Source organism: Saccharicrinis aurantiacus, from assembly GCF_001660705.2.
Taxonomy (GTDB): Bacteria; Bacteroidota; Bacteroidia; order Bacteroidales; family Marinilabiliaceae; genus Saccharicrinis; species Saccharicrinis aurantiacus.
In genome coordinates this window covers 216903-243843 of sequence record NZ_LYBV02000027.1, presented here as the reverse complement: position 1 = coordinate 243843, position 26941 = coordinate 216903, and the positions used below count along the sequence as shown (strand labels likewise).

20 protein-coding genes and 1 pseudogene are annotated in these 26941 nt (G+C 36.2%); 7 read left to right on the top strand and 14 right to left on the bottom strand.

Annotation, left to right across the window (positions count from 1 at the left end; all coding sequences use genetic code 11):
- Positions 1 to 195: 195 nt before the first annotated feature.
- From A8B35_RS12490 to A8B35_RS12470, 5 genes are all read right to left on the bottom strand, one after another.
- Complete coding sequence (locus tag A8B35_RS12490) at positions 196 to 435, bottom strand: hypothetical protein (protein WP_075603101.1); 240 nt, start codon at positions 433 to 435, stop codon at positions 196 to 198.
- 84 nt (positions 436 to 519) lie between these two features.
- Positions 520 to 912: a hypothetical protein gene (locus A8B35_RS12485; protein WP_075603100.1), complete on the bottom strand. Its 393-nt coding sequence runs from the start codon at positions 910 to 912 to the stop codon at positions 520 to 522.
- 115 nt (positions 913 to 1027) lie between these two features.
- Positions 1028 to 1525: a hypothetical protein gene (locus tag A8B35_RS12480; RefSeq protein WP_075603099.1), complete on the bottom strand. Its 498-nt coding sequence runs from the start codon at positions 1523 to 1525 to the stop codon at positions 1028 to 1030.
- Positions 1526 to 1537: 12 nt separating this feature from the next.
- Positions 1538 to 2902, bottom strand: a complete 1365-nt coding sequence (locus A8B35_RS12475) for a hypothetical protein (protein WP_075603098.1) — start codon at positions 2900 to 2902, stop codon at positions 1538 to 1540.
- Positions 2903 to 3160: 258 nt separating this feature from the next.
- Positions 3161 to 3373 (bottom strand): hypothetical protein, encoded by a 213-nt coding sequence (locus tag A8B35_RS12470; RefSeq protein ID WP_139314884.1) that lies wholly within the window; start codon positions 3371 to 3373, stop codon positions 3161 to 3163.
- 405 nt (positions 3374 to 3778) lie between these two features.
- Between A8B35_RS12470 and A8B35_RS12465 the strand changes: the two genes are divergently transcribed.
- From A8B35_RS12465 to A8B35_RS12445, 6 genes and pseudogenes are all read left to right on the top strand, one after another.
- Entirely contained in the window at positions 3779 to 4126 is a 348-nt protein-coding gene (locus A8B35_RS12465; protein ID WP_075603096.1) for a helix-turn-helix domain-containing protein, read from the top strand.
- A gap of 403 nt (positions 4127 to 4529) precedes the next feature.
- Positions 4530 to 4763: an Arm DNA-binding domain-containing protein gene (locus A8B35_RS23015; protein ID WP_317041864.1), complete on the top strand. Its 234-nt coding sequence runs from the start codon at positions 4530 to 4532 to the stop codon at positions 4761 to 4763.
- Between the two features lie 174 nt (positions 4764 to 4937).
- Positions 4938 to 5111 (top strand): annotated as a pseudogene (locus tag A8B35_RS23900) (phage integrase SAM-like domain-containing protein); the annotation flags it as partial.
- Positions 5112 to 5500: 389 nt separating this feature from the next.
- Entirely contained in the window at positions 5501 to 5692 is a 192-nt protein-coding gene (locus tag A8B35_RS23895; RefSeq protein WP_083634438.1) for a helix-turn-helix domain-containing protein, read from the top strand.
- 1031 nt (positions 5693 to 6723) lie between these two features.
- Positions 6724 to 13950: a type I polyketide synthase gene (locus tag A8B35_RS12450; RefSeq protein WP_075603095.1), complete on the top strand. Its 7227-nt coding sequence runs from the start codon at positions 6724 to 6726 to the stop codon at positions 13948 to 13950.
- Between the two features lie 68 nt (positions 13951 to 14018).
- Positions 14019 to 14717, top strand: a complete 699-nt coding sequence (locus A8B35_RS12445) for a 4'-phosphopantetheinyl transferase family protein (protein ID WP_075603094.1) — start codon at positions 14019 to 14021, stop codon at positions 14715 to 14717.
- A gap of 549 nt (positions 14718 to 15266) precedes the next feature.
- On the opposite strand, the gene A8B35_RS12435 is transcribed toward A8B35_RS12445, so the two are convergent.
- The 7 genes from A8B35_RS12435 to A8B35_RS12400 form a co-directional block, all read right to left on the bottom strand.
- Positions 15267 to 16301, bottom strand: coding sequence for a T9SS type A sorting domain-containing protein (locus tag A8B35_RS12435; RefSeq protein WP_075603092.1), 1035 nt, complete (start codon positions 16299 to 16301; stop codon positions 15267 to 15269).
- A gap of 428 nt (positions 16302 to 16729) precedes the next feature.
- Positions 16730 to 17710, bottom strand: coding sequence for a hypothetical protein (locus A8B35_RS12430; protein WP_075603091.1), 981 nt, complete (start codon positions 17708 to 17710; stop codon positions 16730 to 16732).
- Between the two features lie 483 nt (positions 17711 to 18193).
- A complete protein-coding gene (locus A8B35_RS12425) occupies positions 18194 to 18961 on the bottom strand; it encodes a hypothetical protein (protein WP_075603090.1) in 768 nt (255 codons plus the stop codon).
- 285 nt (positions 18962 to 19246) lie between these two features.
- Complete coding sequence (locus tag A8B35_RS12420; RefSeq protein ID WP_083634437.1) at positions 19247 to 20047, bottom strand: hypothetical protein; 801 nt, start codon at positions 20045 to 20047, stop codon at positions 19247 to 19249.
- A 390-nt stretch (positions 20048 to 20437) separates the two neighbouring features.
- Positions 20438 to 21256: a hypothetical protein gene (locus tag A8B35_RS12410; RefSeq protein ID WP_075603088.1), complete on the bottom strand. Its 819-nt coding sequence runs from the start codon at positions 21254 to 21256 to the stop codon at positions 20438 to 20440.
- A 219-nt stretch (positions 21257 to 21475) separates the two neighbouring features.
- Complete coding sequence (locus tag A8B35_RS12405; protein ID WP_139314883.1) at positions 21476 to 22585, bottom strand: linear amide C-N hydrolase; 1110 nt, start codon at positions 22583 to 22585, stop codon at positions 21476 to 21478.
- 265 nt (positions 22586 to 22850) lie between these two features.
- A complete protein-coding gene (locus tag A8B35_RS12400) occupies positions 22851 to 23960 on the bottom strand; it encodes a linear amide C-N hydrolase (protein WP_075603086.1) in 1110 nt (369 codons plus the stop codon).
- A 334-nt stretch (positions 23961 to 24294) separates the two neighbouring features.
- On the opposite strand from A8B35_RS12400, the gene A8B35_RS12395 reads away from it, so the two are divergent.
- The gene (locus A8B35_RS12395) at positions 24295 to 25293 is read left to right on the top strand and encodes a helix-turn-helix domain-containing protein (protein WP_075603085.1); all 999 of its coding nucleotides are present in this window, start codon (positions 24295 to 24297) and stop codon (positions 25291 to 25293) included.
- 128 nt (positions 25294 to 25421) lie between these two features.
- On the opposite strand, the gene A8B35_RS12390 is transcribed toward A8B35_RS12395, so the two are convergent.
- Together A8B35_RS12390 and A8B35_RS12385 are read right to left on the bottom strand one after the other, a co-directional pair.
- On the bottom strand, positions 25422 to 26222 hold the full coding sequence (locus A8B35_RS12390; protein ID WP_075603084.1) for a hypothetical protein: 801 nt from the start codon (positions 26220 to 26222) through the stop codon (positions 25422 to 25424).
- 45 nt (positions 26223 to 26267) lie between these two features.
- Positions 26268 to 26936 (bottom strand): porin family protein, encoded by a 669-nt coding sequence (locus tag A8B35_RS12385; RefSeq protein WP_083634435.1) that lies wholly within the window; start codon positions 26934 to 26936, stop codon positions 26268 to 26270.
- Positions 26937 to 26941 lie beyond the last annotated feature (5 nt).

Genomic DNA, 26941 nt, shown 5'->3' with positions numbered 1-26941 from the left:
TATAAGCATAGATGATGGAATGTTGAAATACCGTGCAACGTTGATTATTTCTTTTAACGTTGCACCACACCGACCAAGAATAATTGATTTAATACGTTTGGAAGAAATCCCAACGTCAGTATAAAAACCCTCTTGTAGCTCATTATTTTCCTCTTTCTTGCTTAAAAATGGCCTTATCCTGGATATCATAAAGCATTACTCTTCTGGCTGCTCTTCATCTTCATCATCACCAAGCAGCAATAACTCTTCGGATAACTCTGCAGTTCTCATAGCTGCATTGAACTGTAATACTTGTTCAATGTTAGGTGCTAGAGGATTAATAACTTTAGCTTGTTCAACTGAGAGTTCAACAAGTGCTTTATATGTCTCAATATCATTGAATAGTCCACTTTTTTCGGCCATTAGGCACAATTGTTGCGTTTGTTGTTGATTCATCTTTATTAATGTTATAAATTGATAAAAAAAGAGGGGGATTAACCCCTCATTGGCGTGCGGGTGATTGCTTGATTGACTGACTAATTACGCTTCTGTTAATTCACTCTCTTTTTTTTCAAAGACTGCATCAATCTCAGCAATTGAAGCTATTGCTTGTCCAAAAACATACTTGATCGTTTCATAAGGGTTATTAATCGCTTTTTGGTAATCAGCATTCACCTTTTTCCCTAACAGTTGAACTGATGAAACATATACTTCACTAATACCAGGAACATCATTCTGCTCTTGGGTCTGTTTGTCGATATATTCCTTTAACAATAATGCTAGATTTAGTGCAGTTTTACGTGTATAATTCGGCTCCAATTCGGCCTTAATTGGATCAGCATTTATCAGTTCGCCTAAGATTTGCGATTGACCAAACCAAATAAGGTCTTTTTGTTCTTGTTCTTTCGATACTTCTTCCATGTTCTTTTCCATTTAATTAAAATTTACTACGGTTATTACTAAGAATTTAACTACATTTGAGCTTTGCATTGAATGATTCAATTCATTCTTAGAAAGGCGTATTCTTTTGGTCGGGAATGCGCTTTTTTTATGCCTTTTTCTCGACAATACCCCATGGCGTTCTGCGCATTATTTCCTGGTCTTTTTCCATATCATATAACATCGCAACATTATACCTATTGGCATACTTATTAAAGAGCATGGAACTCATTTCACCTAGATGATAATCAACACTCATTTTATTCGTTGATTCATGATTGTAATATACTTGTCGTGCATTGGTTTTATCATACACAATCATCTTGACCTTACTTTTATTCACTTTTTGCGCTACTTCATTAGTATTTATATGCTTAATTACGGTATCGCTGATGGTATTATAGAAGATTGCGGTTTGGAATTTATTACCATAATATTTCCCTAATATGCGCTCAGTCATCGCTTTCATGGTGTATTCGTAACCTTTTCTATCATCCCTAAGAAATGAGTAAAAGGATTTTTGCTGATTCATATTATCGTATACAACCAGTTTAACACGACTATCTTTGTTGTCAAAAGCTCTCTTTTTTGTTTTTTGCATTGTCATAATTCTTAATTTTTAAGCTATTACCTGAGTTAAATAGGCATTTAATAGGTGTGGATAGTATTGTCCTAACCAGTGTTTGTGGTCGTTGAAAACAGCAAAACTTTGCTTGCTATCTTCATAAATACCCATGAGTTTATCTATTATTTGTTGTTCTTCACGCTTTTGTATGTCAGCCTGACGAATAGCCGCTTTGCGTTTGCGATCTGACACATCTTTGTAATACCAGGCTTTAGTAGCTGCAAACCCTTTTTTATTGCTCACATTGAGGTACTTCATTGGGTAAATATTTGAAGTATCGTAACCATGTCTATTCCAATAAGAAGCTGCTTTAGATATGCGCCATTTGAATATTCGGGCGAACTCAGCAAGCTCTGCTTCACTTTGTGCAGTTCCCAGGTACATTTTTGCAATGTATTCGATACTCATAGTAGCTTCTGCCTGGTAGATGTTGTGATGTTTGAATAACATTTGAACCATAAGGCAATACAGATCAACGGCTACTTCTCTCAAACGGTCTTCTTTTTGCTCTCTTTTCTTAATCTGAGCTGCTTGGTAGCGCACATCTTCAGGAATTTCGACCGCCGCCGCCCGAGCTAGCCCTTTGTTCGGGTCTTTTGGGTTTTCGGAGCGCATTTCTTCATCTTTTGCGCTATTTTTCCCTCTTCTGCTATTGGAATTGTGTTGATTTTCTGCTTGCTTAGGGGTGGCATCGAGTTTGGTTTTGTTCGAGTAATTTAATTGTTTACCGTCGACCGCAGGGGAGACACCCTTATCAACAGTTTCAACATTCATTATTTCATTTTTATTAGAATCAAGTAAAGGTACCTTACTAGATACACCCCTGCAATTTGTTGTCTTTTTGTTCCAAACTTGCTGATAATCAGTCTCGGTAAAAAATGGAGTGAAAGGTGAATATTCATCATCTGCACCATCATAAATGAGCAAAAGATCAGGGTTTATTAGCACCTCGTTTCTGTGTGTTTTAACCTTGTTTTTGGCCTCAAAATCTTCTTCTGACTTAACAATTGCACCTGCTCTAACGAGTCTATTCATATACCTTTTTATGGTATCTGTGTGTCTTTTATTTTCAATTTTATTTGCTTCGAGATACTTTGATAATTTCACCTTTACCCACTCCTGGGAATCCATTTGTGCATTTTTGGGGTCTAATTGACAAAGTGTTGCTGTACTATCATTTATTGTGAGGTATGCATAATAGACGAGTGCACTTAATACCCGTAGGTGTTCGCCTTTTAATTTATCACGACTATAATCTTGTTGCGCATTATAATGCAATTGGAAGTTCTCTAGAAGACGCACTTGTGAACGCTTGAACATTCCTTTGTTTTCCATACGTGGTAACTGAATTGTTGCCATTGCTTTTCCTTTTAAGGTTTAAAAGAACAGGAGTTGCAAAATTTTAGCGAATCGTTATTCGTATTAAACTCCTGTTCTTCATACTTACTTATCTTTTCAAAAATTATAGTGGTAAGTAGCCCATGTTAGTGATGCATACCTACCCTACTTGCTTCGAGGTGTCAGCAATGTGGAATCGAACCACGTTTAACCATTTTGCCGTTGTGAGGTGTAATAAAAAAAGCGCACTGGACACCTCTATCCAATACGCTTATAACCCTAACTTTGAAAAAAATCTTCTTTACTATATCTCGCCATTGCAAACACTGCAACATCTTGTGTAATTTTTGAATAAACTAGCATCATAAATTCCTTTTCTGATACCTTTTTTGCGCTTATTTCTTGGTCGTTTTCCATGGTCGTGACAATTCCCTGAGTACTTATCTTTTCGTTTACTAATCTTACTAGGTCATTCTTTGTTAATATTTCCATAATTCTTTGCATTAAATGATTACTTATATAATTACAATTGTTACTTGGTCGATGTAATTGGTTTCGCAATATGAGAAACCTCTTAATATCACTTTCAGTCTTCTGCAGTTTTGCGCAGTTAATTGCAGAAAGTTTTTTTAATCTAACGTTACAGTGGACGTGCAATGGTCATTGCATGGTACATTGCTCGTAATTGTGTCTGGTATTGCTTCGTTCATTGCTTGGTTGTTTATCATACATCATTACTGCATATAAATTCACCTACTTGTTAATATTGCACTTGCTTTTGTTATCACGTATGCATATATTTGTATCAATAATTGATATACATGTTCATTTATCAACAGTGCAATATTAACATACATATCAATTAAATGCAAGATATTATTAATAAAATTAATACTTATGGCAATGAATGATTTTGGAAATCGCTTAGAGTATGTTATAAAAACATCTGATTATAAGACAGGTAAGGAGTTTTGCGAAAAGGCTGAAATTTCTACAGCAACTTTATCTCGACTTAGGAAAGGACATACTAAACCATCGTATGAGTTTTTAGTAACATTAACGGTGTTAATCCCTGATGTTGATCTAAAATGGTTACTAACTGGGAAAGCACAGCTTTCAAAAGACGAAATTGAAAGACAGATAGAACTTGAAGTAAAAGCTCAAGTGAAGAAGAAAGTAGAATCGGCTTTAGTAAAGCCCTCCAGTAATCGAATTAACTCTCAGATAACTCAATCTGCCATTTAGGTTACTATAAAGGTTACCTAGTATAAGCCGCATTATTATTGATGAAAAAAGCGCTAATAAGAAATATACAAAATGGCAAATTGGTTGCTGATTCGGTTACTTAACATTTCTCAGGAAATGTAACGAGTTTACTTAAAGCGAATTAGACAAAGGGTTACAAATCCCTCTCTCTCCGCTGAGTGCGAAAGCAATTTAAAGTAAAACCCTGTAAGTCAACACTTACAAGGTTTTTTTATGCGCAAAAGTGTGCAATAAAAAGCAGATAACAGCATATTTCGCGGTGGACTTCAGGTGGACTAAGAATTCACAATTTTAGTCCACCTCTAAAAATTTTAAATGCGCTGTAATGCCTGCTATGTTTTAGTTTTTGATTCCCTCTTGATGAACTGATTGGTATAGTTTTATAACAAAAATTAAACATCTTAAAAATGGTGAAGCACCCATCTTTATGCGCATTACTGTTACTGTAAACAAGGAAAGAGCCGAATTTGGCTTAAAAAAGAGTATTGCCCCTAAACTCTGGAATGAATCTGAACAGCGCGTTAAAGGAAAATCAGCATCTGCTGATGATATTAATGCTGCAATAGAGAAAACCATCAAAAAAATTGCGGAAACAACAACTTACCTATCCATGTAAGATGTGGAATTAACATCTGAATTGATCAAAGAAAACATCGTAAGTAAAAAAGAAGATCAACGCACAAGTCTTAAAATCTATAAAAACAAATATTGAGAATGCGCAATTAATCGGTAAGAACTTCGCAAATGATACAGTTGAGCGCTATGAAACCAGCTATATACACACCAAAACTTTATTAAATGGCAATATAAGCGAGAAGATATGCCGTTAGATCAAATTAACCAACAGTTTATAAGTAACTACGAGTTATACTTTAAAACGGTTAGACATTGCTCCCTCAACACAACCATGAAATATCTCAAAAACTTTAAAAAGATAATTCGCACAGCATTGAGTAACGATTGAATGAAAAAGGATCCTTTTGCCAACTTTAAATTTACACTAGAATAGTAGATCCAGTTTTCTGACGAATGAGGAATTAATGCGCTTAATTAATAAACAAATAGATATACCCAGAATGGAACATGTAAGAGATGTCTTTGTGTTCTGCTGTTTTACTGGCGTAGCTTTCTCTGACGTTAAAACATTGAGATCAGAACATTTCTCCATTGATAGTTAGGTTAACACATGGATTAATAAAAAAAGACAGAAAACAAGACATCTAACTACCATTCTAATACTTGATCCTGCTATACGACTATTGGAAAAATATAAAAACCATCCTGACATTACTGAAAAAGGAATGCTACTTCCCGTAATTAGCAAACAAAAAATGAAGCAATATCTAAAAAAGATTGCAGATACCTGCGCATAGAAAAAAAACTATCTACACATTCTGCAAGACACACGTTTGCAACCACAGTAATGTTAGAGAACGATATTCTGAAATTGCTTACGATTTAGGCTTTGAATACTCGCAATATTTTTCTCGCTTATTTAAAAAGAAAACAGGGCTTACTCCAGCTGAATACCGGAGTGTAAATTAAACTATGGTTAAAACCTTGCTCAATGTTACATATATACTACTTGGTGTAACAGTGGGTTCGCAGGCCCTGCTCTTTTCAAACAACAGTTGGTAATTATTTAAAGTACTTTACAAAATTCTTTACCACAATTAATGAAACTGTTCGAGAGTGAAATTCTTTTCTTCACATACAAATTTTATATAAAGCCCCTCTTTACCTAATTATTTATAGTAAATTCTTTACCACAATAGATGTTATTTTCTTCTTTATCTCAATGTTTCAAAAAATCCTCTGCTACCCATTCTATAATTGATGATTTTTAACATAAAAAAAAGAATGAGTCTCTACCATAACCTAATCAATAATAGGGTTGGAAAAAGAATTTATTATCTCAACTAAAATTTTCTTTGCTCGCCTTATTACTTAAGCCCTTTTAATCACTTTTTGCTTTCTAAATCTTCTTCCCAACGCGCAAATTTAGCGCAGCGTAGATACCGCTGGTAAGTAATGAGCAAACCCCATAGCCTTATAGGGGGCAATAGTATTAAAGCTATACTGAATGGAAATGTCAATTTTATAGTATTTCCAATAATATAATTATCAAAACATTAGTTATAACACACCAACCATTCATACATTCTATATTTAATAATCCTATAATTATCATAAAAAAAACATAACTTTACATTTCCATATCATATAGTGTTATAATAAAAATTATTAACATAATTAAAACCTGTCATCTATTGACAACACAACCTTTTATATACTATGTTTGACTTAACACATCCACAACTATTTAACAGAATCTTTTACATTCAAAGAAGATTGGATCATTCCTACTTTAGAATTCTCATTCAAATTTGCCAATTCATAAAGTAATTTAAAGATATTAGGCTCTAAGTCAACACGACTAGGCTGCATATCATAATATCACTCAAAATTAAAAACATAATTCTCTTACTATACAAACGCACCTTTGTTTATATAGTCTTATTCTTGCTATAATATTGAATAAAGAGATTAAAGTAAACCATTAACTAATTAATTAAATGAACCATTTTGATCAAAAAAAAGAACCAATAGCAATTGTTGGTATCGGTTGCCGTTTGCCAGGCGATGTAAATTCACCAAAAGAATTCTGGGAAGCTTTAAAATCGGGATTTAATGGCATTGTAGATGTGCCATCTGATCGCTGGAGTAACGAAGAATTTTACGATCCTAATCCTGATAAAGCAGGTAAGATTAAACAAAAAAAAGGAGGATTTATCAAAGACATAGATAAGTTCGACGCTGAATTCTTCAATATCTTTCCTAAAACTGCAGAGAGAATTGATCCTCAACAAAGATTGCTTTTAGAAGCAACTTATAATGCAATGGAAGATGCAGGAATGAAGTTAGAAAACTTCAAAGGATCAAACACCGCTGTTTACATGGGTGTATTTATGAACGATTATTGGGACATTCAGGCATCTCAGGCCCAACGTAACCATGTAAGCCCACATGTTCCTATGGGAGTTTCCTTAACCTCAATAGCGAACCGTCTATCATGGCAATACGATTTAAAAGGGCCTTCAATGACATTAGATACAGCATGTTCTTCGTCATTAGTAGGTGTACATTTGGCTTGTAATGCAATTTGGAACGGAGAATCAGACTATGCCTTAGCAGGAGGAGTCAATTTAATAATTCGTCCTGAATCATCGTTAATGATGTCAAAAGGTAACTTCTTATGCCCCGATGGTTATTGTAAATCATTTGATGCAAGCGGTAACGGCTATGTACGCTCCGAAGGTGTTGGTGTAATCATGTTAAAACCATTATCTAAAGCAATTGCTGATGGCGATGATGTTTATGCAACAATAAAAGGTACCGCTGTTAATTCTGATGGATATACAGAGGATGGCTTTACAGTTCCAAACCCAACTGCTCAGGCTAGTATGTTACATCAAGCATATAAAAATGCAGGTGTAGACCCTTCAACCGTAGGATTTGTTGAAGCACACGGAACAGGAACAAAAGTTGGCGATCCGATTGAAACAAGTGCATTCAGTCAGGTATTTGCTGAGAATCGCGATACAAATAACCCATTAATTATAGGTTCTGTAAAATCTAACATGGGTCACTTAGAAGCTGCCGCAGGTATTGCAGGTATTATTAAGTTGGCCTTATCAATTAAGAACCGTCAAATTCCACAAAACCTACACTTTAACAATCCTAATCCGGCCATTAAGTTTGACGAATGGAAATTAAAAGTGCCAACACAACTTATGGATTGGCCATCGGAGAAAGTAATAGGAGGAATAAACTCTTTTGGTGCTGGAGGAACTAATGCCCATGCAGTACTTGAAGCCTATGAACCAAAAAGTAATAAGGTAGAACGTGATGAATCTGTTTCACATGAGCCTGATATTTCATTATACGCAATCTCTGCACAGAATACTTCAGCATTGCGCAAAATGGCAGAAGCGCATATTGAGTTCTTAAACGCAACAACGGAGAGCCTTCAGAATATTTGCTATAGCTTAGGACAAACACGTTCTAACTTAACGCATCGTTTAACCATTGCAGTAGCAAGTAAAGAAGACTTAATTGAAGCTTTAGAGGCTTATTTAAACGATGAAGGTCGTCCAGGAATGGTTGTTGCCGAAGATCAAGGTATCAAGCCAAAAGTAGGATTCATATTTTCAGGTCAAGGACCACAGTGGTTTGCCATGGGGCGTCAGTTAATTAACTCTGAGCCTATTTTTCAAGATGTGATTAATAGAATCGATAAGATTCTTTCAAAACTAGCCGATTGGTCTTTACTTGAGGAAATATCAAAATCAGAAGAGGATTCTCGTATTTCGGAAACACGTATTGCACAGCCTGCAATTATGGCAATCCAAATAGGATTAATGGAGCTTTGGAAATCAGTTGGTGTTGTTCCTGAGGGAGTAGTTGGTCACTCAATTGGTGAGGTAGCAGCTGCATACACATCAGGCGCATTAACGCTAGAGCAAGCTGTAGATGTTATTTTTAATCGCTCTCGTGGTCAAGATAAAGCAACAGGTAAAGGAAAAATGTTAGCTGCAGCTTTAACTGTAGAAGAAGCCCGAAAAGAAATTGTTGGTGTAGAGCACTGTGTTTCTATAGCCGCAATAAATGGGCCTACAATGTTAACCTTTTCAGGAGATGTAGCTCCATTGGAAGAAATTGCAGCACGTTTGGATAGTCGTGATATATTTCACCGATTCTTACGTGTGAACGTACCTTTCCACTCGCACTACATGGAACCGCTAAAAGATGAATTAATTTCAGACTTACGCCATATTGTACCATCAAAGGCAAACAAATCGTTATACTCTACTGTAACTGGTAAACAAGAAGATGGAACTCACCTTGTTTCTGAGTATTGGTATTCCAATGTTCGCGAGTCTGTTTACTTTACAGATGCTGTTAGTGCAATGATACAAGATGGATTTAACACATTTGTAGAAATTGCCCCTCACCCGGTATTAGCTTCTGGTGTTGTTGATTTATTAAAGAACGCAAAAGTTGATGGCGCCTTGGTAGCATCAATTCGTCGTAAAGAGGCCGAGAAACAAGTGTTTATGCAAAACTTAGGTTTACTGTATACACTAAATTACCCAATTAATTGGGCTAAAGCTTGTCCTGGTGCAACTCATAAAGTAGAAGTTCCAACTTATACTTGGCAAAAAGAAGTTTTCTGGTTCGAAACAGAAGAACACAAAGCAAAGCGTATTGGCACAAAAATACACCCAATGTTAAACGGTGTAGTAGACTCAAATGTAGACAAAGGGAATTTCATTTGGGATATACAGTTAGATAAAAATGAAGAACCTTATATTTTAGATCATCAAGTAGATGATGTAATTATCTTTCCAGGAACAGGTCACCTAGAAATTGCAACAGCAGCAGGTAAAGCTTCATTTGCTGATAACTTTGGATTTCTAGAAGATATTCGTTTTGAAAATGCCTTATTTCTTCCGGATGATGGTGAGATGCCACATGTTCGTTTAGAGATATCTTCATTAGAAGGTGATTACGTTATTTCAACTAAGCCTAGAAATCAAGAAGATGCTGAGTGGACACAACATTCGCGAGGTAAGATAAATGCCTTAGGGGATCAATTCTACTCTGAAACAGCAAACTTAGAAGAAGTTATTGCTCGTGTAAATCGTCGTATGCCGATTGTTCCTTTATATAATGAATTAAAAGGGGCAGGCTTATTATACGGTGATGCTTTCCGTGCAATTACCGGACTTTGGACCAGTAAAGATGAAGTTCTTTCAGAGGTTACTTTACACGAATCCATAGAGTATGGCGTAGAGCGCTATAATATTCATCCTGCTGTATTGGATGCTTGTTTACATACCATATTTGCAGCAAAAAAGAATGAACAAGATGCCAAACGAGGAATTTACTTACCTGTAGGAATCGATCGTTTTAAAGTGTTTGCCAAACCTGGCAAAAAAGTATTTACACATGTTACTGTAACAGAAGCATCGGATGCATATGTGTGTGGCGATTTCCAAGTTTTTAATACAGATGGAACATTAGTAGCCGAAATTCAAGGCTTTAAAGGTAAGTACATTGAAGGATCTCGTGGCGAAAGTAAACATGAGATTTACAAACCATGTTTCGAATATCAATGGATTAATCCTGAAGAAGCATTTGTAGCACCAGAAAAGGCTACAGGTAAGTACATTATTTTTGCTGATCAATCAGAATTGTACAAATCTATTGCAACTCAACTTGAAGTTGCAGGAGCTGAGGTTGTAGAAGTACATGCAGGTACTTCTTTTGAAAAGCAGAACAACAATAACTACAGCATTAACCCCTTACTACAAGAAGATTTCTCTACGTTATTTAAACACGTAGGCGATTTCTCTCAAATAGTATATTTATGGGCTAACGATTTATCTACTGATGCCTCTGATAGTTTAGAAGTATTTAGCAAGGCTCAAGAAGACTTCTGCATGCGTACTTTAAATTTATTGCGTACTGCTGGTGGTCTCGATTTAACCAATAACCTTTGGTTAGTAACACGTGGTGCTGAAAAAGTAACAGCAAACGACACAAGTATTGAATTAGCACAAGCTGCTATTTATGGTATGGGAAGAGTATCTAAAAATGAATTCCCTCTTTTACCTGTTCGCATTGCTGATTTAAGTGTAAATGCTACATCTGAAGAAACGAAGCAATTGGTTTCTGCTATATTAACACCGCAAGAGAGCAAAGAAGAAGATACAGAATTTGCATTCCGAGGCGAAGACGTATTATTGCGTCGTTTAGTTGCTGTAGATGGTGAAACTGTAGATTCACGTGCTGCAACAAAACAAAAAGCATCCGGGACACCGTATCGTGCCGAAGTGCAAGAAAACGGAATGTTGGATAGTTTAGCACTACGTGCATTTAATACTGAAGCACCTAAAGAAGGTGAAGTACAAATTGCCGTTCGTGCTGCTGGCCTTAACTTTAAGGATGTAGTAAATGGCATGGGCATTTTATCAGAAGAAGCGGTAGCTGGTGGTGTTGCTGGTTCAGCACTTGGCCTAGAATGTTCGGGTGTTATTACAGCTTTGGGCAAAAATGTTACTGACCTAAAAGTAGGCGACGAGGTTATTGCTTGGGCTGCGAATTGTTTAGCAGGTCTTACAACAGCTCCTGCACATTGCGTTGTAAAGAAACCAACTAATATCTCACACGAATTGGCTTCAAGTTTATCCGTTGTTTTCTTAACTGCACACTACGGATTAAATCACTTAGCGCATATGGAAAAAGGCGATAAAGTCTTAATTCATGCCGCAACTGGTGGCTTAGGAATTGCAGCCATTCAACTGGCCCAGTTAGCTGGGGCTGAGATTTATGCCACAGCAGGTAGCGACGAGAAACGTGAATATTTACGCGAACTAGGTATAAAAAATATTTACAACTCACGAACATTAGAATTTGCCGATCAAATAATGGCAGATACCAATGGCGAAGGTGTTGATATCGTCTTAAACTCATTAACGGGTAAAGCCATTACCCAATCGTTTAAATGTTTGGCACCATTTGGAACTTTTGTTGAGGTAGGTAAAGCAGATATTTACGACAATAGCAAATTACCATTAAAACGCTTTGGTGAGAATATCTCATTCCACGTAGTCGACTTAGACCGTTTAATGGCCCAAAAGAAAAAGTTGGCGAAACGTTTATATGCTGAAGTAACTTCTCTTTTTAGTGAGGAAAAAGTAACAGGTCACCCATTACAGTTATTCCCAGTTGCTGAGGCTGGTGCCGCATTAAAATACCTATCAAAAGTAGGTCATATTGGTAAAGTAGTTGTAACCATGGGCGACGAGTTGGTAGATGTTATGCCTTCTCACGAGTTGCAATTTAAGAACAATGCAGCATACGTAATATCAGGAGGTGCTTCTGGTTTTGGCTTACAAGTAGCTAAATGGATGGCGGAAAACGGGGCTGGAGAATTAATCTTATTATCCCGTTCTGGAGCAAAATCAGATTACGACCGTAAAGTAATTGCTTACATGGAATCGCTAAATGTAAAAGTTCAGCTACCAAAAGTAGATATTACCGACGAGACGGCTCTAAAATCAATATTCGATAGCGTTGAGTTTCCTATAAAAGGTTTGGTACATTCTGCTGCTGTTTTAGATGACTGTACAATGCCTAATTTAGATGCCGATAGGTTTATGCGTGTTTATAACCCTAAAGCAATGGGTGCTTGGGCGCTTCATAAAGCATCGTTAGATCATCAGATGGATTTCTTCTTATCGTTCTCTTCAATATCTGCAGTATTTGGTTTACCTGGACAGGCAAACTATTCATCGGCAAATAATTTCTTAGATCGATTAGCAACTTACCGTCAATCATTAGGCATGGCTGGTAACTCAGTAAACTTAGGTGTTTTGGGTGAATATGCAGGAATGTCGAAAGATGGTGGTCAGGTAATTGACGTGTTAGAAGCACAGGGTTGGACAATGTTAACCTTAAAACAAATTAGAGAAACCTTCTCTAAAATTATTCTTCAGAGAAGTACACAACGAATGGTGGCTAATCTTGATTTTAAACGTTTTAAGGATTTCTTCCCACAATTAGCAACAGATAATCGCTTTGCTGAGTTAATGAATTCTGATGCTAGTGATAGCGCTGGTGCAGGTGGTTCGTTAAAAGATCAGGTATTGGCAACAAGTGCTGATACACAAGCTGAATTTTTACAAGAACAATTGCGTAACGCTTTGGCAAAAATATTAGGAACTTCTCCTGATAAAATTGATATACCAACACCAATGTCAAAAATGGGATTGGATTCGTTAATGCAAAATCAGGTTAGAAACTGGATTTCACAAAAATTAGAAGTGAACTACCCGTTAATGAAGATTGCAAAAGGTCCTTCGTTAATAGAATTAGCCAATGATTTACTTTTAGGTTTCGCTAATGAAGCACAAGAGTCAACATCTAATGTACCAGAAGTAGCCACTGACATTTCTGGAATTGAAGAAACAGAAGATTTAGAAATCCTTGGCGATAAATGGTTTGTACACCGTAAACGCGAAGACAATGCCAATATGCGAATATTCTGTTTTCACCCAGTAGGTGCAGGTGCCTCAATGTACAATCACTTCATGTACGAATTAAACCCGGAGATTGATGTATTTGCAGTACAGTTACCTGGACGTGAAAATCGAAAAGATGAAGCAAATATTACAGAATTCTTTGATGTAATAGATGCCTTAGAACGTCAAATTCTACCTTATCTCGATAAACCATTTGCTTTTTACGGACACAGTTTCGGAGGTATTTTAGCATATGAGTTGCAACATCGCTTAAGAGAGAAACATAACTTGCGTCCTGAGCACTTCTTTGTATCTGGAACAATATCTGCGCATTTAACCCCAACATGGCGTAACGATCGTGATACGATTCATGAAACAGCAGATGAAACAAATTCAGAAGCAAAACTAATGGGATTAATGTCGTACATCGACGATGAAAATTTTGTACGTCAAATATTACCTATTATGCGTAAGGATATGGAGCTAATTATGGGTTACGAATACGAAGACAAGAAAAACTTTGAGTGGCCAATTACAGCTTTTGCAGCTAAAGAAGATGAGGTGGTGTTACCTGAAGAAATGAAACCATGGGCACGCCATACCGATAATAACTTTAAGATGCATACACTTAATGGAGACCACTGGTTTTTATCAAGAAATAAGGACTTTATAATGGAAACTCTTGAAAAGAGTTTAATTAAAGAACTTGTGTAAAAATTAAAGTCAAACAATGTCAAAGGGGTCAATTGATTGACCCCTTTGTTTTTAAACCAGTAATAATAATGGATAAAACGATAAAACAATTTTCTCTATACCGTTCTGGTAAACACTACAATAATGCCTTCTCTTTTCAATTCAACATATCTTCTGAAAAACTTAATGTAAAAGAAGTATTACATACCAAGGAAACCTTATTATATCAAGAACTTAAACTAAGTAGTAAAACTAATTTCATCCACGGGCGTTGGGCAGTAAAATACATTATTCAAAAGGTATTTAATATTTCAATGACTGATGTTTTAATCAACAAAGGCATATTTGGACAACCTATATTATGCCACCCTGATCTAATAAATTGGGAATGCTCAATATCTCATTCAAAGAGTATGGTTTACGCCTTGGTTTTTCCCAAAGCACATCCAATGGCAATTGACATCGAAGATAACAACCATAACTTTCAAGATATTACTAAAAACCAATTTACATATAACGAGTTAAGCATTGGCAAAACTTACCTATCAGATAATGTGCATTTGCAATTATGGATAGCTAAAGAAGCACTCTCTAAATGCCTCCAGACAGGACTAACAAGTCCTTTAAAAATCATGGAAATCGACAAAATATCAATTTGCAATGATTATAATATATTCACGTTCAAAAATTTTACACAATACAAAGCTCTAATCTTCATTAACAATAACACATTTTGGTGCATCTGTTTACCACTTAATACTAATGTTGTAATAAGTAACTATATCTGATAGTTCAAAATAAAATAGCCAATTAAAGGCAACCTTACTTTTCAGTGTAGTTTTAATACTATTGCTATAGCTCTTAAAACAGCATATGAGTTTTGCTCTTTCGGAAGCATTGTTGTTAGGAGGAAAATACCCGGCTAATATTATGGCTAGTTAATGAAGATACATTTGTTTAACAAGCTTGAGTATGCTTGTGGTGAAGAGGCATTATAATCTGTACGAACGGGCGATGCAGTTTTTTACGGAAGCCAATAAGTATAGGTCGGGCAAGCCTACCCATACCCCGAGCATAGCTCACCAAGCCCAAAGCAAGGCTTACCTATACCTCGAGCAAGCCTTACCCTATCCCGGAGCAAGGCTTACCAGGCATCAAGCAATCACTTACCAAGCATGTAGCAATGCCTACCTATACCCGAAGCATAGCTTAGCAAGCACAAACTATTGGGAAACAAGCGTCGCGCTTAGTTTTCATCAAGCATCTGGCCTCTATTATAAAAACAAGAAACGCCCTATAAATTAAATTATAGAGCGTCTTATAATGATATGCCTGTGCTATTTTTTTACAATTTTAATGGCTTTTTTACCATCTTCAATAAACATATATATGCCTTTAGGTAAATCACTAATGTTGGCTTTGGTGGTAACTCCCTGTAAAACTATTGTTTTCACTTTGCTACCAGTCATATTATATACCTCAATAAGTCCTGTATTATTAGTGCTTACAATAATTACATCTCCACTTGTTGGATTAGGCGAGATCGATAATTCTGTATTAACCTGATTTTTATAATTAGTAGACTCACTTAGAGAGACTGACACCTTCCATACACTTGTTGTATTATCAGGAGATGCTAGTGTTAAACTTACAGGTCCGCTCGAAAAGTCATACTCTTGCTGAGTTGGTGTGCACATAGCCCCTTCTGTAAACTGTAGGTTACTTACTGATATTGACGATAAATCGCTACCCGCTTCAACCAACATATGAATTGTTTTTGCATCACTATCAATTTCTGTTGCACCAAGCTGTGAGGCTACACTAAAATGAGTTATGGCTGCCATTGAATTATTTACTGCTTCAAACGAAGCCAAAAACTTAGCATTAGCATAATCTGTTGTGTTAAAATTACCATCTGTAGCTACCCGATAAATAGATCCACCACTGTAACTTCCACCTCCAACTTCACACACAACTACTTGTTGAAACAAAGCATAATATTCTTTATCCTTTGATAGTGTTAAACCTTCGAATTTATATTCAGTATACCAATATGATTCTTGTTTAAAACTATGACTTTGAGCTATTATTTTACCATCAGAGCCATTCATCAAACTCGCTTCATCTTGCGGCATTGTCTCATAAATATAGAGCACTTCAGGAGGTGTATCATCAAGCATAAATTTAAGGTTTACCATAGAAACCTTATCGTCGCTAATTATATCTCCTGACCCATACCCTTGAACAGAAGGATTAAACCCCTGCCCATATATATTTTGAGTCATTCCGGTTGTGGTTTGCCCTATTGTATACTGTGCCTCGGCAACAAGACTTGCAAGAACTAGCATACTTAAAATGTAAAGTTGTTTCATTAGTTTGAGGTTTAAATTTTTTTAATAAAATATTGATTTTTAGTTTAAATAGGTACTCTACTTTTGATATAACGATGGTTAAATATAAAGTAAATCCTGAAATACAAGTTTTTTTCTATACGATTGCTACCGAACAAACCTTGCTTCAATGTTTTCATCAGGCCTCTGGCCAACTAAATAAAAATGCTGAAAATATAAGTTTTGTACAAAACAAAGGCTAGAAGCCTTGCCAAATACGACATAGCGAGACGCTATGCCGAACGTGCAAATTGTTACTTTGGTGCTACGCTAAGCGGGACATACATAAATACGCCTAAATGTAGCAGTGTAATAATTAGTAATAGTTTATTCATTAGATAATTTATGTAGTTTGGTTTATTTGATATTTGGTTTCGCTGGTTTCCCATTACAAATGGGACACCAGTGACTTACTTAATATTCTTTATATAGTTTTTTAGGTTCTTTTCCTTTATTCGTTGATTATAAGTAACAAAAGAAGTCCCCTTAACCTGAAAGGCCACCTTAGGCATATCCATGCAATAAATCTCGCCATTTGCGGGATTACTTAATAAGTGGAAGTTTACATTCCCTTTACCTCCTGGAATATTTACTACTTGAACATAGGCATATTCAGCAGATTCTTTGATAATTGCATTATCAATAAAATCCTGATCTACAATTTTTACAGGATAAGGATACAGTTCTTTTATAGATGATTCTGTTATACTCTTATTTATATCTTTTTTATCAAGTAGAAGCGTTTTGCCTTTTAAACCTACATTATTTTCTGCTATATAATTACGAAAATCAGAATAAGATGCCTTAGGGTGAGTATCATGGTAGTTGATTACATATTGCAACTGTTTAACGCCATATATTGCATCTGAATATGATGGCAGTATGTTGGGCATATAAATATCTATTTCGGAACCAAAACCTGAAAGGTTTAACTTACAAATAACATTAGATAAGGCTGTATATTTAATGGCCTTATTGTATGATCCATCAGGCTTCCATCCTGCTGTATTTCCATCAGATCCATAACTTTTAGATAGTTTAGTGTATTCTAAATACTCACCATATTTTAATACAATAATCTTATTGTTGCTGGCTTGTAATTCTTCCACTTCACTTACCGGTAATACCACCACACTATCGGTAAGGTTCCAGTACTTTAAAGCAGCATCTTTCAATGAATTATTTCTACCTGCAATTTGCGATTTATAATACTTTAATTCATCTGGGTTTTTTTCTAATTTCTTAATGGTTTTGGCTTTCTCTTCTTCTAAGGAAACTACTAAAATAGATTGTTTTATGTCTGCAACTTCCTTCTCCTTTAACTTACACATTTGAGAGAAGGTTGATTTACTTAAGAGTAAGATAATAGTTAGTAATAATAACTTTTTCATTTTTTATATGTATTTAGGTTGTAACATTATTGTTTAGTGCATTTATTGGCCAACGAAAATAGGTATTTTAAACTTATGTTCATGCGCTTATGTTCTATTTATATTGATACTAAACTAAAGGTATTAAAATACACAGCTAAAGCAGCCAGTACTAGGTTTAAGCATATCCGTTCCATGTTGGAACCGTCGTACGCGGGATACAGCATTTTTTTAGATGAAAAAGATGATATGTGGGGATACTTTCTACAGCTATAAGCTGGATACTTCGATAGCTCTAGCGGCTGTATGGTTTATGCCTTGCCCGGCTTAGCGATTGCAGCGGCATCCTTTTTTGAGCCCTCAATGGCGATAAAAAGATATAGCGAAAAGCGCGCCCCGCAGGGGAAGCCCCTCATCATAATACTTAGGAAGTATTGCAAGATTTGATTTGGCATAAAAAAAGAGCCGCAATTTTAAGTTACGGCTCTGGTATTTTAGTAATGGTTAATTGGCCGAAACAACGGTAATTATTTTAAACAGGTAAGTTGCTTTGGGGTTGGGGTTGTTGGCTATATAATCATCCCAAATTCCTTCGGGCATTTCAACATCATCGGTAAACAAATCGCCATAGGCATCTTTAATTGAAGAAAACAAATCGTACGAAACACTACCGTACTGAAATGTTGGCGTTTCAGGTGCTAGAATAAGGGAATGCCCCCAGCCCTTCATGGTTGCTTTTCCATCGTCCATGGCTTTTTTAAGCATCGGTTTCCAAACTTCGGCTTCAAATGTAATGTGTTTCCAGGTGTCTGTGGAGTTGAAATAATTAAATTTGGCGTACTTAAAGTCGGTATCCGGATTAACTGAACTTCCTTGTATATGGTTGTCCAAATCTCGTAAATAAATACTCGAAACCCGTGTGCTTAAGGAATGCACCTGAATGTCTTCCATAGGTACATCGGGGAACAATTCCTTTACCTCCATCCATTTAATTTCGTTATCAATATCTTTAACGGAGGTTATTATTAAAACATTGGGCGTGTGCTGAATATCCTCATTCCCGCCAACCTTAACGAGTACCGCAAAAAACAAAAGATTTCCTTTTTCTATTTCTTTTTCGGCAAATACCTTCCAATAGGTTTCGGCTCTATGTAAAAATTCTTTCATGTTATCGGGAGCCACTTTTCGGTAATGGTGTATGGTGGTGTTCTGAGCTTCTATAAGTGGCAAAAGCAACATAAAAGCAATTAAAATAAACGACATCTTTTTCATGATATTACTATTAAGTGAATACATACCGCATAAGGTAAGCCCATTTGCAAGTTTTGTCAATTGCTGCCGAACGAGGGTGTAATAGCTGAGAATTTGTTTTTATATGGTGCAGGTTTTGGACAAAAGAAACCCCCGTTACGATTAAAGTAACGAGGGCTCTATTGCTATAAAGTAATGCTGTTCTTAAAACATTATTACTGGGTAAGCTGGTATATTATTGTGGCGTAAATATCTGCTGATTTACCTTCGCCCTATAATTAGTTATGAGATATATTGTGTGCTGTTTTATTTAGAGAATACGAATGTAGTTGTAAATCGAAGTTCGCTTTTACCCACATAATCAGGGCGAACCACATTCTCGTAATATTGTACCCCAAATTGAGTAGGTAGCTTGCCTAAGAAAACCAATTTGCTGATTCCACCACCAACAGGAACTGTCCATTGTTGCCCTTTAGCTGCATTCCAATTGGCAGTAATGGTAGGGAAAGTGGTAACTACCCATCCTTTACCCAATCCGTAGGCTACTAAGGTTTGTCCAACAAAACGGTTTACATCAGCTCTATCGTTATCTCCTGCAAACGACATAGTTTGACGAAGCACCATATCAAGTGTCCATCTTTTATTTTGGTATACAGCTACCACACCTGCACCGGCACTCCATTTTCCGCTTCCTAGCATTGCATCTGTTGCGGTTGGCATATCAATAGACGGACCAACACCCCAAGCTACTTTACCTAGTTTCTTTTTGGGTGCTAAAAAGAAGGAGTAATTTAAATCGGTCATACCGTATGTTTCACTACTTCCACTTGTTGTTTGTGGTAGGTACGATGCCCCAAATACCCCACGGTGAACAATACTGAAGTTTCCGTAATCTTGAGCCACAATAGGCTGAAAAGATGCTGTAAAAGTAGAACCTTCGTAACCTGGAACTCCGTTACCAAAATTGTATTGTACGGGCAAGGCTATAATTTTAGCCAAAGGATTCTGTAATTTCTGTGCAATTTCGTCTTGCTCGCTTTGTGCGTGAAGTAGGTTGATGCTGAAAAAAGCGACTACCGCTACTGCTATTATTCTAAACTTATTCATTGTTGTAATTTTTGTTGATTTATATTTTTGGCGCTTCGCCCAAACCTGACTTTTTCCTGAAATAATTAAGAATACTCAATTCTTAATTATTCCGATGTTCTTGATGAATTGGAGCGAAGCGGAAATCATGAACACCAATTAAATTTGACTTATTGTGAACTAAAAAAACTAAGGAAAAAACATCAAGGCTGCTTTTTAAGCTACTTTCTTATTTACCTCAAGCTTAAGTGCGGCCGAGCGATTTTCGAGCACAGCTCTCAACTTCTCGGTCTTACTAAAGCTTTCTGTAAAACAAAAGCATCTTAAAAAGAGGCCACTCGCACCAACTTCATTAAATGCTTTCGTATTTAATGTCTTTGTTGATGAAGTACCCACTTTTATATGATTTTACTATTTCCCGAACTGTATCAAATTGACAGCGAAAACTACATGTGCAGTTTCTGCTATCGGATTAACATATGTTGTAATTTTAACAGGCAGTTTGATGTGATCGTTAATTTTTAGCTTTTTACCATAAGTAAGTCCTACATTATGAATACCCGGTTTAGCACCATAAAGCATTCCGCCACTTGGGTTATTCCAGCTAAAAGAACCCCCAATGTGCGCTTGTATTTTATTGTTATCCCAACTCCACGTGCGGTCTAATTGAAAATATTGTGTGTAACGTTGATCGGTACGGCGCGTGGTACTTTCTCCATCCACAATAATGGTTTCTAAATCGGTATCGCGCCCAAATAAAATGGTAGATGAAAGCAACTTCCACTTTCCTTCCTTATCCAAATTAACCTCCATTATAAAATCTAACAGTCCGCGCGTAGTTTGTCTGTTAAAATCGAATAATCCACTTGGTGTGGGAATATCAGAAATACCTTGGGTATAATTGTAGTAGTACTCCATTCTGATACTATAGCGTGGTTTTTCGTAACCAACAATAAAATCAGTTTCCTGATAGTATCCATCAATACCTGAACCTCCATAAACACCCAATAACCAATTGTTCCAGCTTGCTCTACCTTCCACAGCAAAAACAGGCGCTGGTGATGGAAGTATCCCTCTAAAAACATTCTTTGTTTTGAAATTAAGAGACATATCCCAATCAATAGCTGTACTATTTTCAGTTTTAACGGTGGAACTTTCTCCCTGCGTATTTTGTGCCCAACTCAGTGCACTAAGGCAAGCAATTATAATTGAAAGAAATAATCTTTGCATCTTAACTTATATTTTAAATACCAATATTTGAACTCTTGGGGCTTGTGATTGTGGAGCAATGATTTTTAGGCACAGTAAGGCCACTTAAGCATCAAAGTTGTGTATGCTTTGATGCTATTAATTACTGTGAAATACTTACGGGAGGTTGTGTACGAGATAATGCGTTGCACAAAGTTTAATTTTCCCCTCCGTAGGAATTTCGGAGGGGACTAACTTATCTTATAATTTAAGCTCTTTAATGTCTTCTTCTTTTGTTTCGTCAACTGTTATATGCTTGATCTCTTTCCCTTTTCCAAAGTTGATTTTGTTAAGATCAATCATACGAAGACGACGGTTGTGTTGTGTATGAAATGTCAATGTCATATCTGCTGAGTTCCATCCTGAAGTCCAAAGCGTTGAAGAACGCATTTGACCATCTTCATTCTCTCCACTTGCACCTTCACCGCCATCAGGACCTAAAGGTAGATTGAAGTTATCAAGAATACGGAATAACTCATATGAAGTCTCGTTTGCAGTCTCTGTTGGACGAACAGTTTGCCCCCAAGCAGCTAATCTTACAAAACGTGATGCTGGTGTATTGTCACCTGGTAACCCTAACATACCTGAACCTGCTCCTGTTGGCTTAAAAGTTACTCCATTGATTACTTTTGCAGCGTGTGCATTTTCAGACAAACCAATGTAGTTTCTTAGATTAGTCATATGCCAATCGTACTCAGGTGCATTAGTAACGATTCCTAGTGGGTTTTCAAAAATCTTAAGCTCACCTTCTCTATATTCAAGAACAATAGACTCTCCTGACTTATCAGTAATCATCCAGTGAAGAGGAAGTTCAAAACCTAACTTTTCCTCAATTACACCAACCACAGTTAAATCTTTTAATCCCTCTTTTACTTCACTAATTGTAGCAAATTTGCTCAACATATAATTGTTAAGCTCTTGGGCTGAAATGGTATTACTTGCATTTGCAGGTTCGTATGTATTATATACTGCATGCCCTAAGTGATAAAAGAAGGCAGTTGTAAGTCCTGCTTCATTCATTCCATCTATATATAAATCATGATCTAGAAAATCAAGTCCAACAAAACCATACTTTGCAGTATATTCCATACCCTTTTTCCCATCAGGTGTTAAACCTGTAAATTTATATCCTCTTGGCACAACTCCTACGCGTGTATTTATGTCAAAAGCACTCCACTCTAGTGTACGTCCGAAAATAACGCCACCGTCTTCTGCTACTAACCTTAAACCAGTACAAGCCTGAGTTTGATTAAAACTTGAAATTGCCAAAACAGCAACTAAAGCGATTGATTTAAATAAATTCTTCATCATTCTTATATTTTATTTTACTAAAAATCTATGGTGTAAAAGTATTGGCTTGGCAATTCTAAAACGTATCAATTTAGTTCAAGGGAGTATCCGTTTAGCTCAAGTGAATTATTTTGGATAGGACGGTAGAAGTATTGAAACTGTTTAAAGTCGTGCTGACAAACCAATATGTCACTCTCGAAATTTCCAGACAACTTTAAACAACTTCATTGAAAAGATCTGCAGAGGACTATTTAAGCAGATCTTTTCGAGAAACAGTATGCTTGCTTTATAAGCTTACTTTTTCAATATCTTGCTCTTTCTTATTATCGAGCTGAAGGAATATTATCTTTTTACCAATTTTAGAAAAATCTATTTCCTTCAAGTCAATCATTCTTACCCTTCTGTTATGCTGAGTATGGTAGCTATACTGAAGATCGTTAATGTTAGCCGCAGTAGTCCACAAAGTTGTAGAACGAAGTGAATCGTCAAAGTGATCTGCACTAGCTCCTTCTCCACCATCAGGACCTAAAGGAAGATTAAAATTATCTAATATTCTGAATAACTCATAAACCGTTTCTTCAGCATCTTTTGTATTACGAGATGTGTTTGCATAAGCCGCAGCTCTTACAAAACGAGATGCTGGTGTATTATCTCCTGGTAAACCAAGAAAACCGGTACCTGCGCCATGAGGTCTTATGGTTTGATTCCCTATTTGAACAGGCTTATGTGGATATGGTGTTAGGTTAATATAGTTACTTAAGTTTGTTAAATGCCAATCGTAGTTTGGAGCATTAGTAATTACACCAACCTCAGAGTCGTATAACTTCATTTCACCATTGGTAAACTCAATAACTACAGTAGCTCCAGTTGCATCCGAAAGAATCCAATGACCAGGTAACTCCATGCCCATTTCTTCATCAATTACACCTACAACATCAACTTCCTGCATTCCTTTTTTAACCTCATCAACATTCTTAAAACTCGACAAGATATAAGACATAACTTCCTGTGGAGAAATGGTATTTGCTGCATTTGATTTTTTATAATCAGTGTATTTTGCATAGCCTGGGTGAAAGAAACCACCACCTGCTAATCCAGCTTCATTTATTCCGTCTCCTAAAAAGTCATCGTTAAATAAACTCATGGCCACAAATCCGTATTTCGATTTAAACTTCTTACCATTTTTACCATCTGGTGTTAAAGCCGTAAAAGTTACTCCCTGTGGAACAACCACAAGTTGAGAATGTAAATCAAAAGCACCCCACTCTAGAGTTCTTCCGTATACATAACTTCCATCTTCTCCTTTTAATTTAATACCTGTACAAGCTTGCGATTGCTGAGTGCTCGAAATTGCCATTACTGCAATCAGCGCCATAATTTTAAAAATATTCTTCATCTTATTTTCTTTTAAAAATTCAACCTTAATTTGATGATGTAAAAGTATTGTCTCAACTAGTGTGAAACATATCATCAAAGTTCAAGCGTATATCAATTAAGCTCATCTTATATCAATAGAGACTCAATATTTAGGTATATTTGTTATTGAAGTTGTTTAAAGTTGTATTGAAAATCTGCGAGTAACACCTTGATTTCATTGGCTTCAGCTAATTTTTATTCCATAGCTACGGCTATGCAATAATAAATTGAGCTTTGCCACTAATAATCAATTTGTCACTCTCGCAATTCCCCTACAACCTTAAACAACTTCATTCACTAAAACAGTAATAGGGGTGCAAGATGTAAGAACATTTAAGTTAAAAGAAGGCAATTCTAAAAACTACTTTAAAGGATTGTATGATGCTTTAGGAGGAGAGCACTCCGATACTACATATAAGTCAAAGGGTGATAAGATTCAGATAGAGATGTTCTCTCAGCAGATTCTTGCAGGGCTTGAAGTACTGGTTGCTAAGGCAAAGTTTAACGAAGCCCTTATTATGGAGCGTGAACCAGATAACGACCCTAATCTTATACATATTTATATAGTATACAGAGGTAGTGCAAACCAGAATTACAACAATCAGCTGCAATCACTCGAGGCAGGAAATCTAAATGGAGTTTTTATTTACAATGGCTTGTTCCCTACAGTAACCTATTTCCCGGTGGCCTCTTACTATAACTCAATCACACTAAAAGTTAAAAAGGAAGTTTTTAAAGAGCTATTGCCGCACCATGCAGATGAGTTAATAAAGATACTTATTCAGGATGATCCTATTGCCTACCATACCGGATTACCAATTAGCATGGAACCTATTATTGATGATATTTTGCTTTATGATACCATGAAGTTTGAACGCATTCCCATGATTATGGCAAAGAGCTTAGAACTTTTTACTCAGATTATGTTTTCTCTAAAGGAGCTAATGCAAAAAGATCAGCTCAATGGCTTGCATGAGGAAGACTACAAAAGGTTATTGGATGTGAAGAACCATATATTAACTAAAATTGAAGACACCATTGTAGTTGATGAGATTGCTCTGAAGTTTGGTGTTAGTATATCTAAACTTAAAAGAGATTTTAAAACCTTATTTAATACATCGATATATCAATACTATACCCACGCAAAAATGGATGAAGCTTATCGAAGACTAAAATCAGGGAAATATTCTGTATTGGAGGTAGGCTACGATTTGGGTTATTCTAGCATTCCTAACTTTTCTACCATGTTTAAAAAGATAAAAGGTATTAGTCCTAAAAACGTAATACCCCAAAATACTTCTGATATAAAGTAAAAGTGCAGTTTAATAAAAAAAGTGAAGCCATTAATTTATCATTAATAAGCTCCACTTTCTACAATAAGAAATTCTCTTTTTAAATCTGGATTAGGCATTAAAATTTAAATGCCAATTTTCTGGTATAATTACTTAGAAAATACAAATGTTGTAACCAGCCTAAACTCTCCTTTTGCGGAATAATCAGGCCTAACTGCGTTGTGGTAATACTGAGCTCCTAAATTGAGGGGTAGCTTACCACCCAAAAATACCAACTTATTAATTCCACCACCTACTGGGACTGTCCATTGCTGACCTTTATCGGCATTCCAGTTAGCCGTAATGGTAGGGTATGTATTCACAACCCATCCTTTTCCTAAACCATATGCAATTAAGGTTTGTCCAACAAAGGCATTAACATCATTACGGTCACTGTTACCTGCAATAGAGGCAGTTTGACGTAGTACAATATCAACTATCCATTTTTTGTTGGTATAAACCATTACAAACGATCCGCCTAAGTTCCATTTTTCGGTACCTAGGCGAGCATCAGAAGCTACTGGAAGATCAATAGAAGGACCTATACCCCATGCTACTTTTCCAGCTTTTTTAGGAGTAACATAAAACGAATAATTAAGATCGGTATTGCCAAAAGTAGATGAGATGTTATTACCATCGCCAGGTAAATAACTTAAGCCAACAACACCTCTATGTACCATATTAAAGTTTTTAAATTGCATGGTATACAATGGTTGTAGAGACATGGTATAACTTGTTCCATCAACGCCCGGTATTCCTGTACCAATGTTGTGTTGTATGGGCAAGGCTTTTATGTTGGCTAAAGGGTTTTGTAATTTAGCAGCTAAGGCATCCTTATCCGTTTGTCCATTTGGCTTTGCTGGGATAAGACATGCAGAACCCATCATTAATAGAAATAAAAAATGTTTCATATCTGTTTTGTTTATTTAGTGTTAATGTGTTGTGTAAGTATATAGCTAGAAGTACTGTACAAGCTGTACTCTAAAGCCATGAAAATGATTGAGTGCATTTAGGTGCCTGAGCATCACATACTCGTAACGATACTCAATAGTAATGTTATGATTTAAGGAGTGCCCAGTAGCCAGTGTAGTTTTCCATTGCATTAACTCCTTAGTTGCATCGTTACTGCCATAATATAATTCGCTCATTGGCCTTAGGTAAAGCTTATTATCTGTATGCATGTGTTTTTTTAATTCTAGGCGGTACCTCAATCGGGTGTTCATTGTGTTTTCTAAATCAGGTATGAAGAATATGCGCTGTTCAAACATAAGGCGATGCGTTAATGCAGCCGTCGGACCTATATGATTGTTTAATAAAATTGACTGGAACGGTCGTAACTCATAATTAAGAAGGCTTCCTTCTTCTATGGCAATATTACTTCGTTGGCCCAGAGCAACGCGAAACCATGAATTGACAGAATGAAAATACGTGCTTCTTATTTCAATTCTATTCCACGCATCATTTGGTTGCGTATGCCAACCAGCACCAACAGATACCTTGCCTAGCCCATCTATAGGTGTTTGTGCAAAGTAATATAATCGGCCTTGGTTGCTTAGTTGCGCTGTTAGCGGCATTCCGAATATTATTAGAAGAAAAAGAACTATTATGTACCCTATTCTACTCATATTAA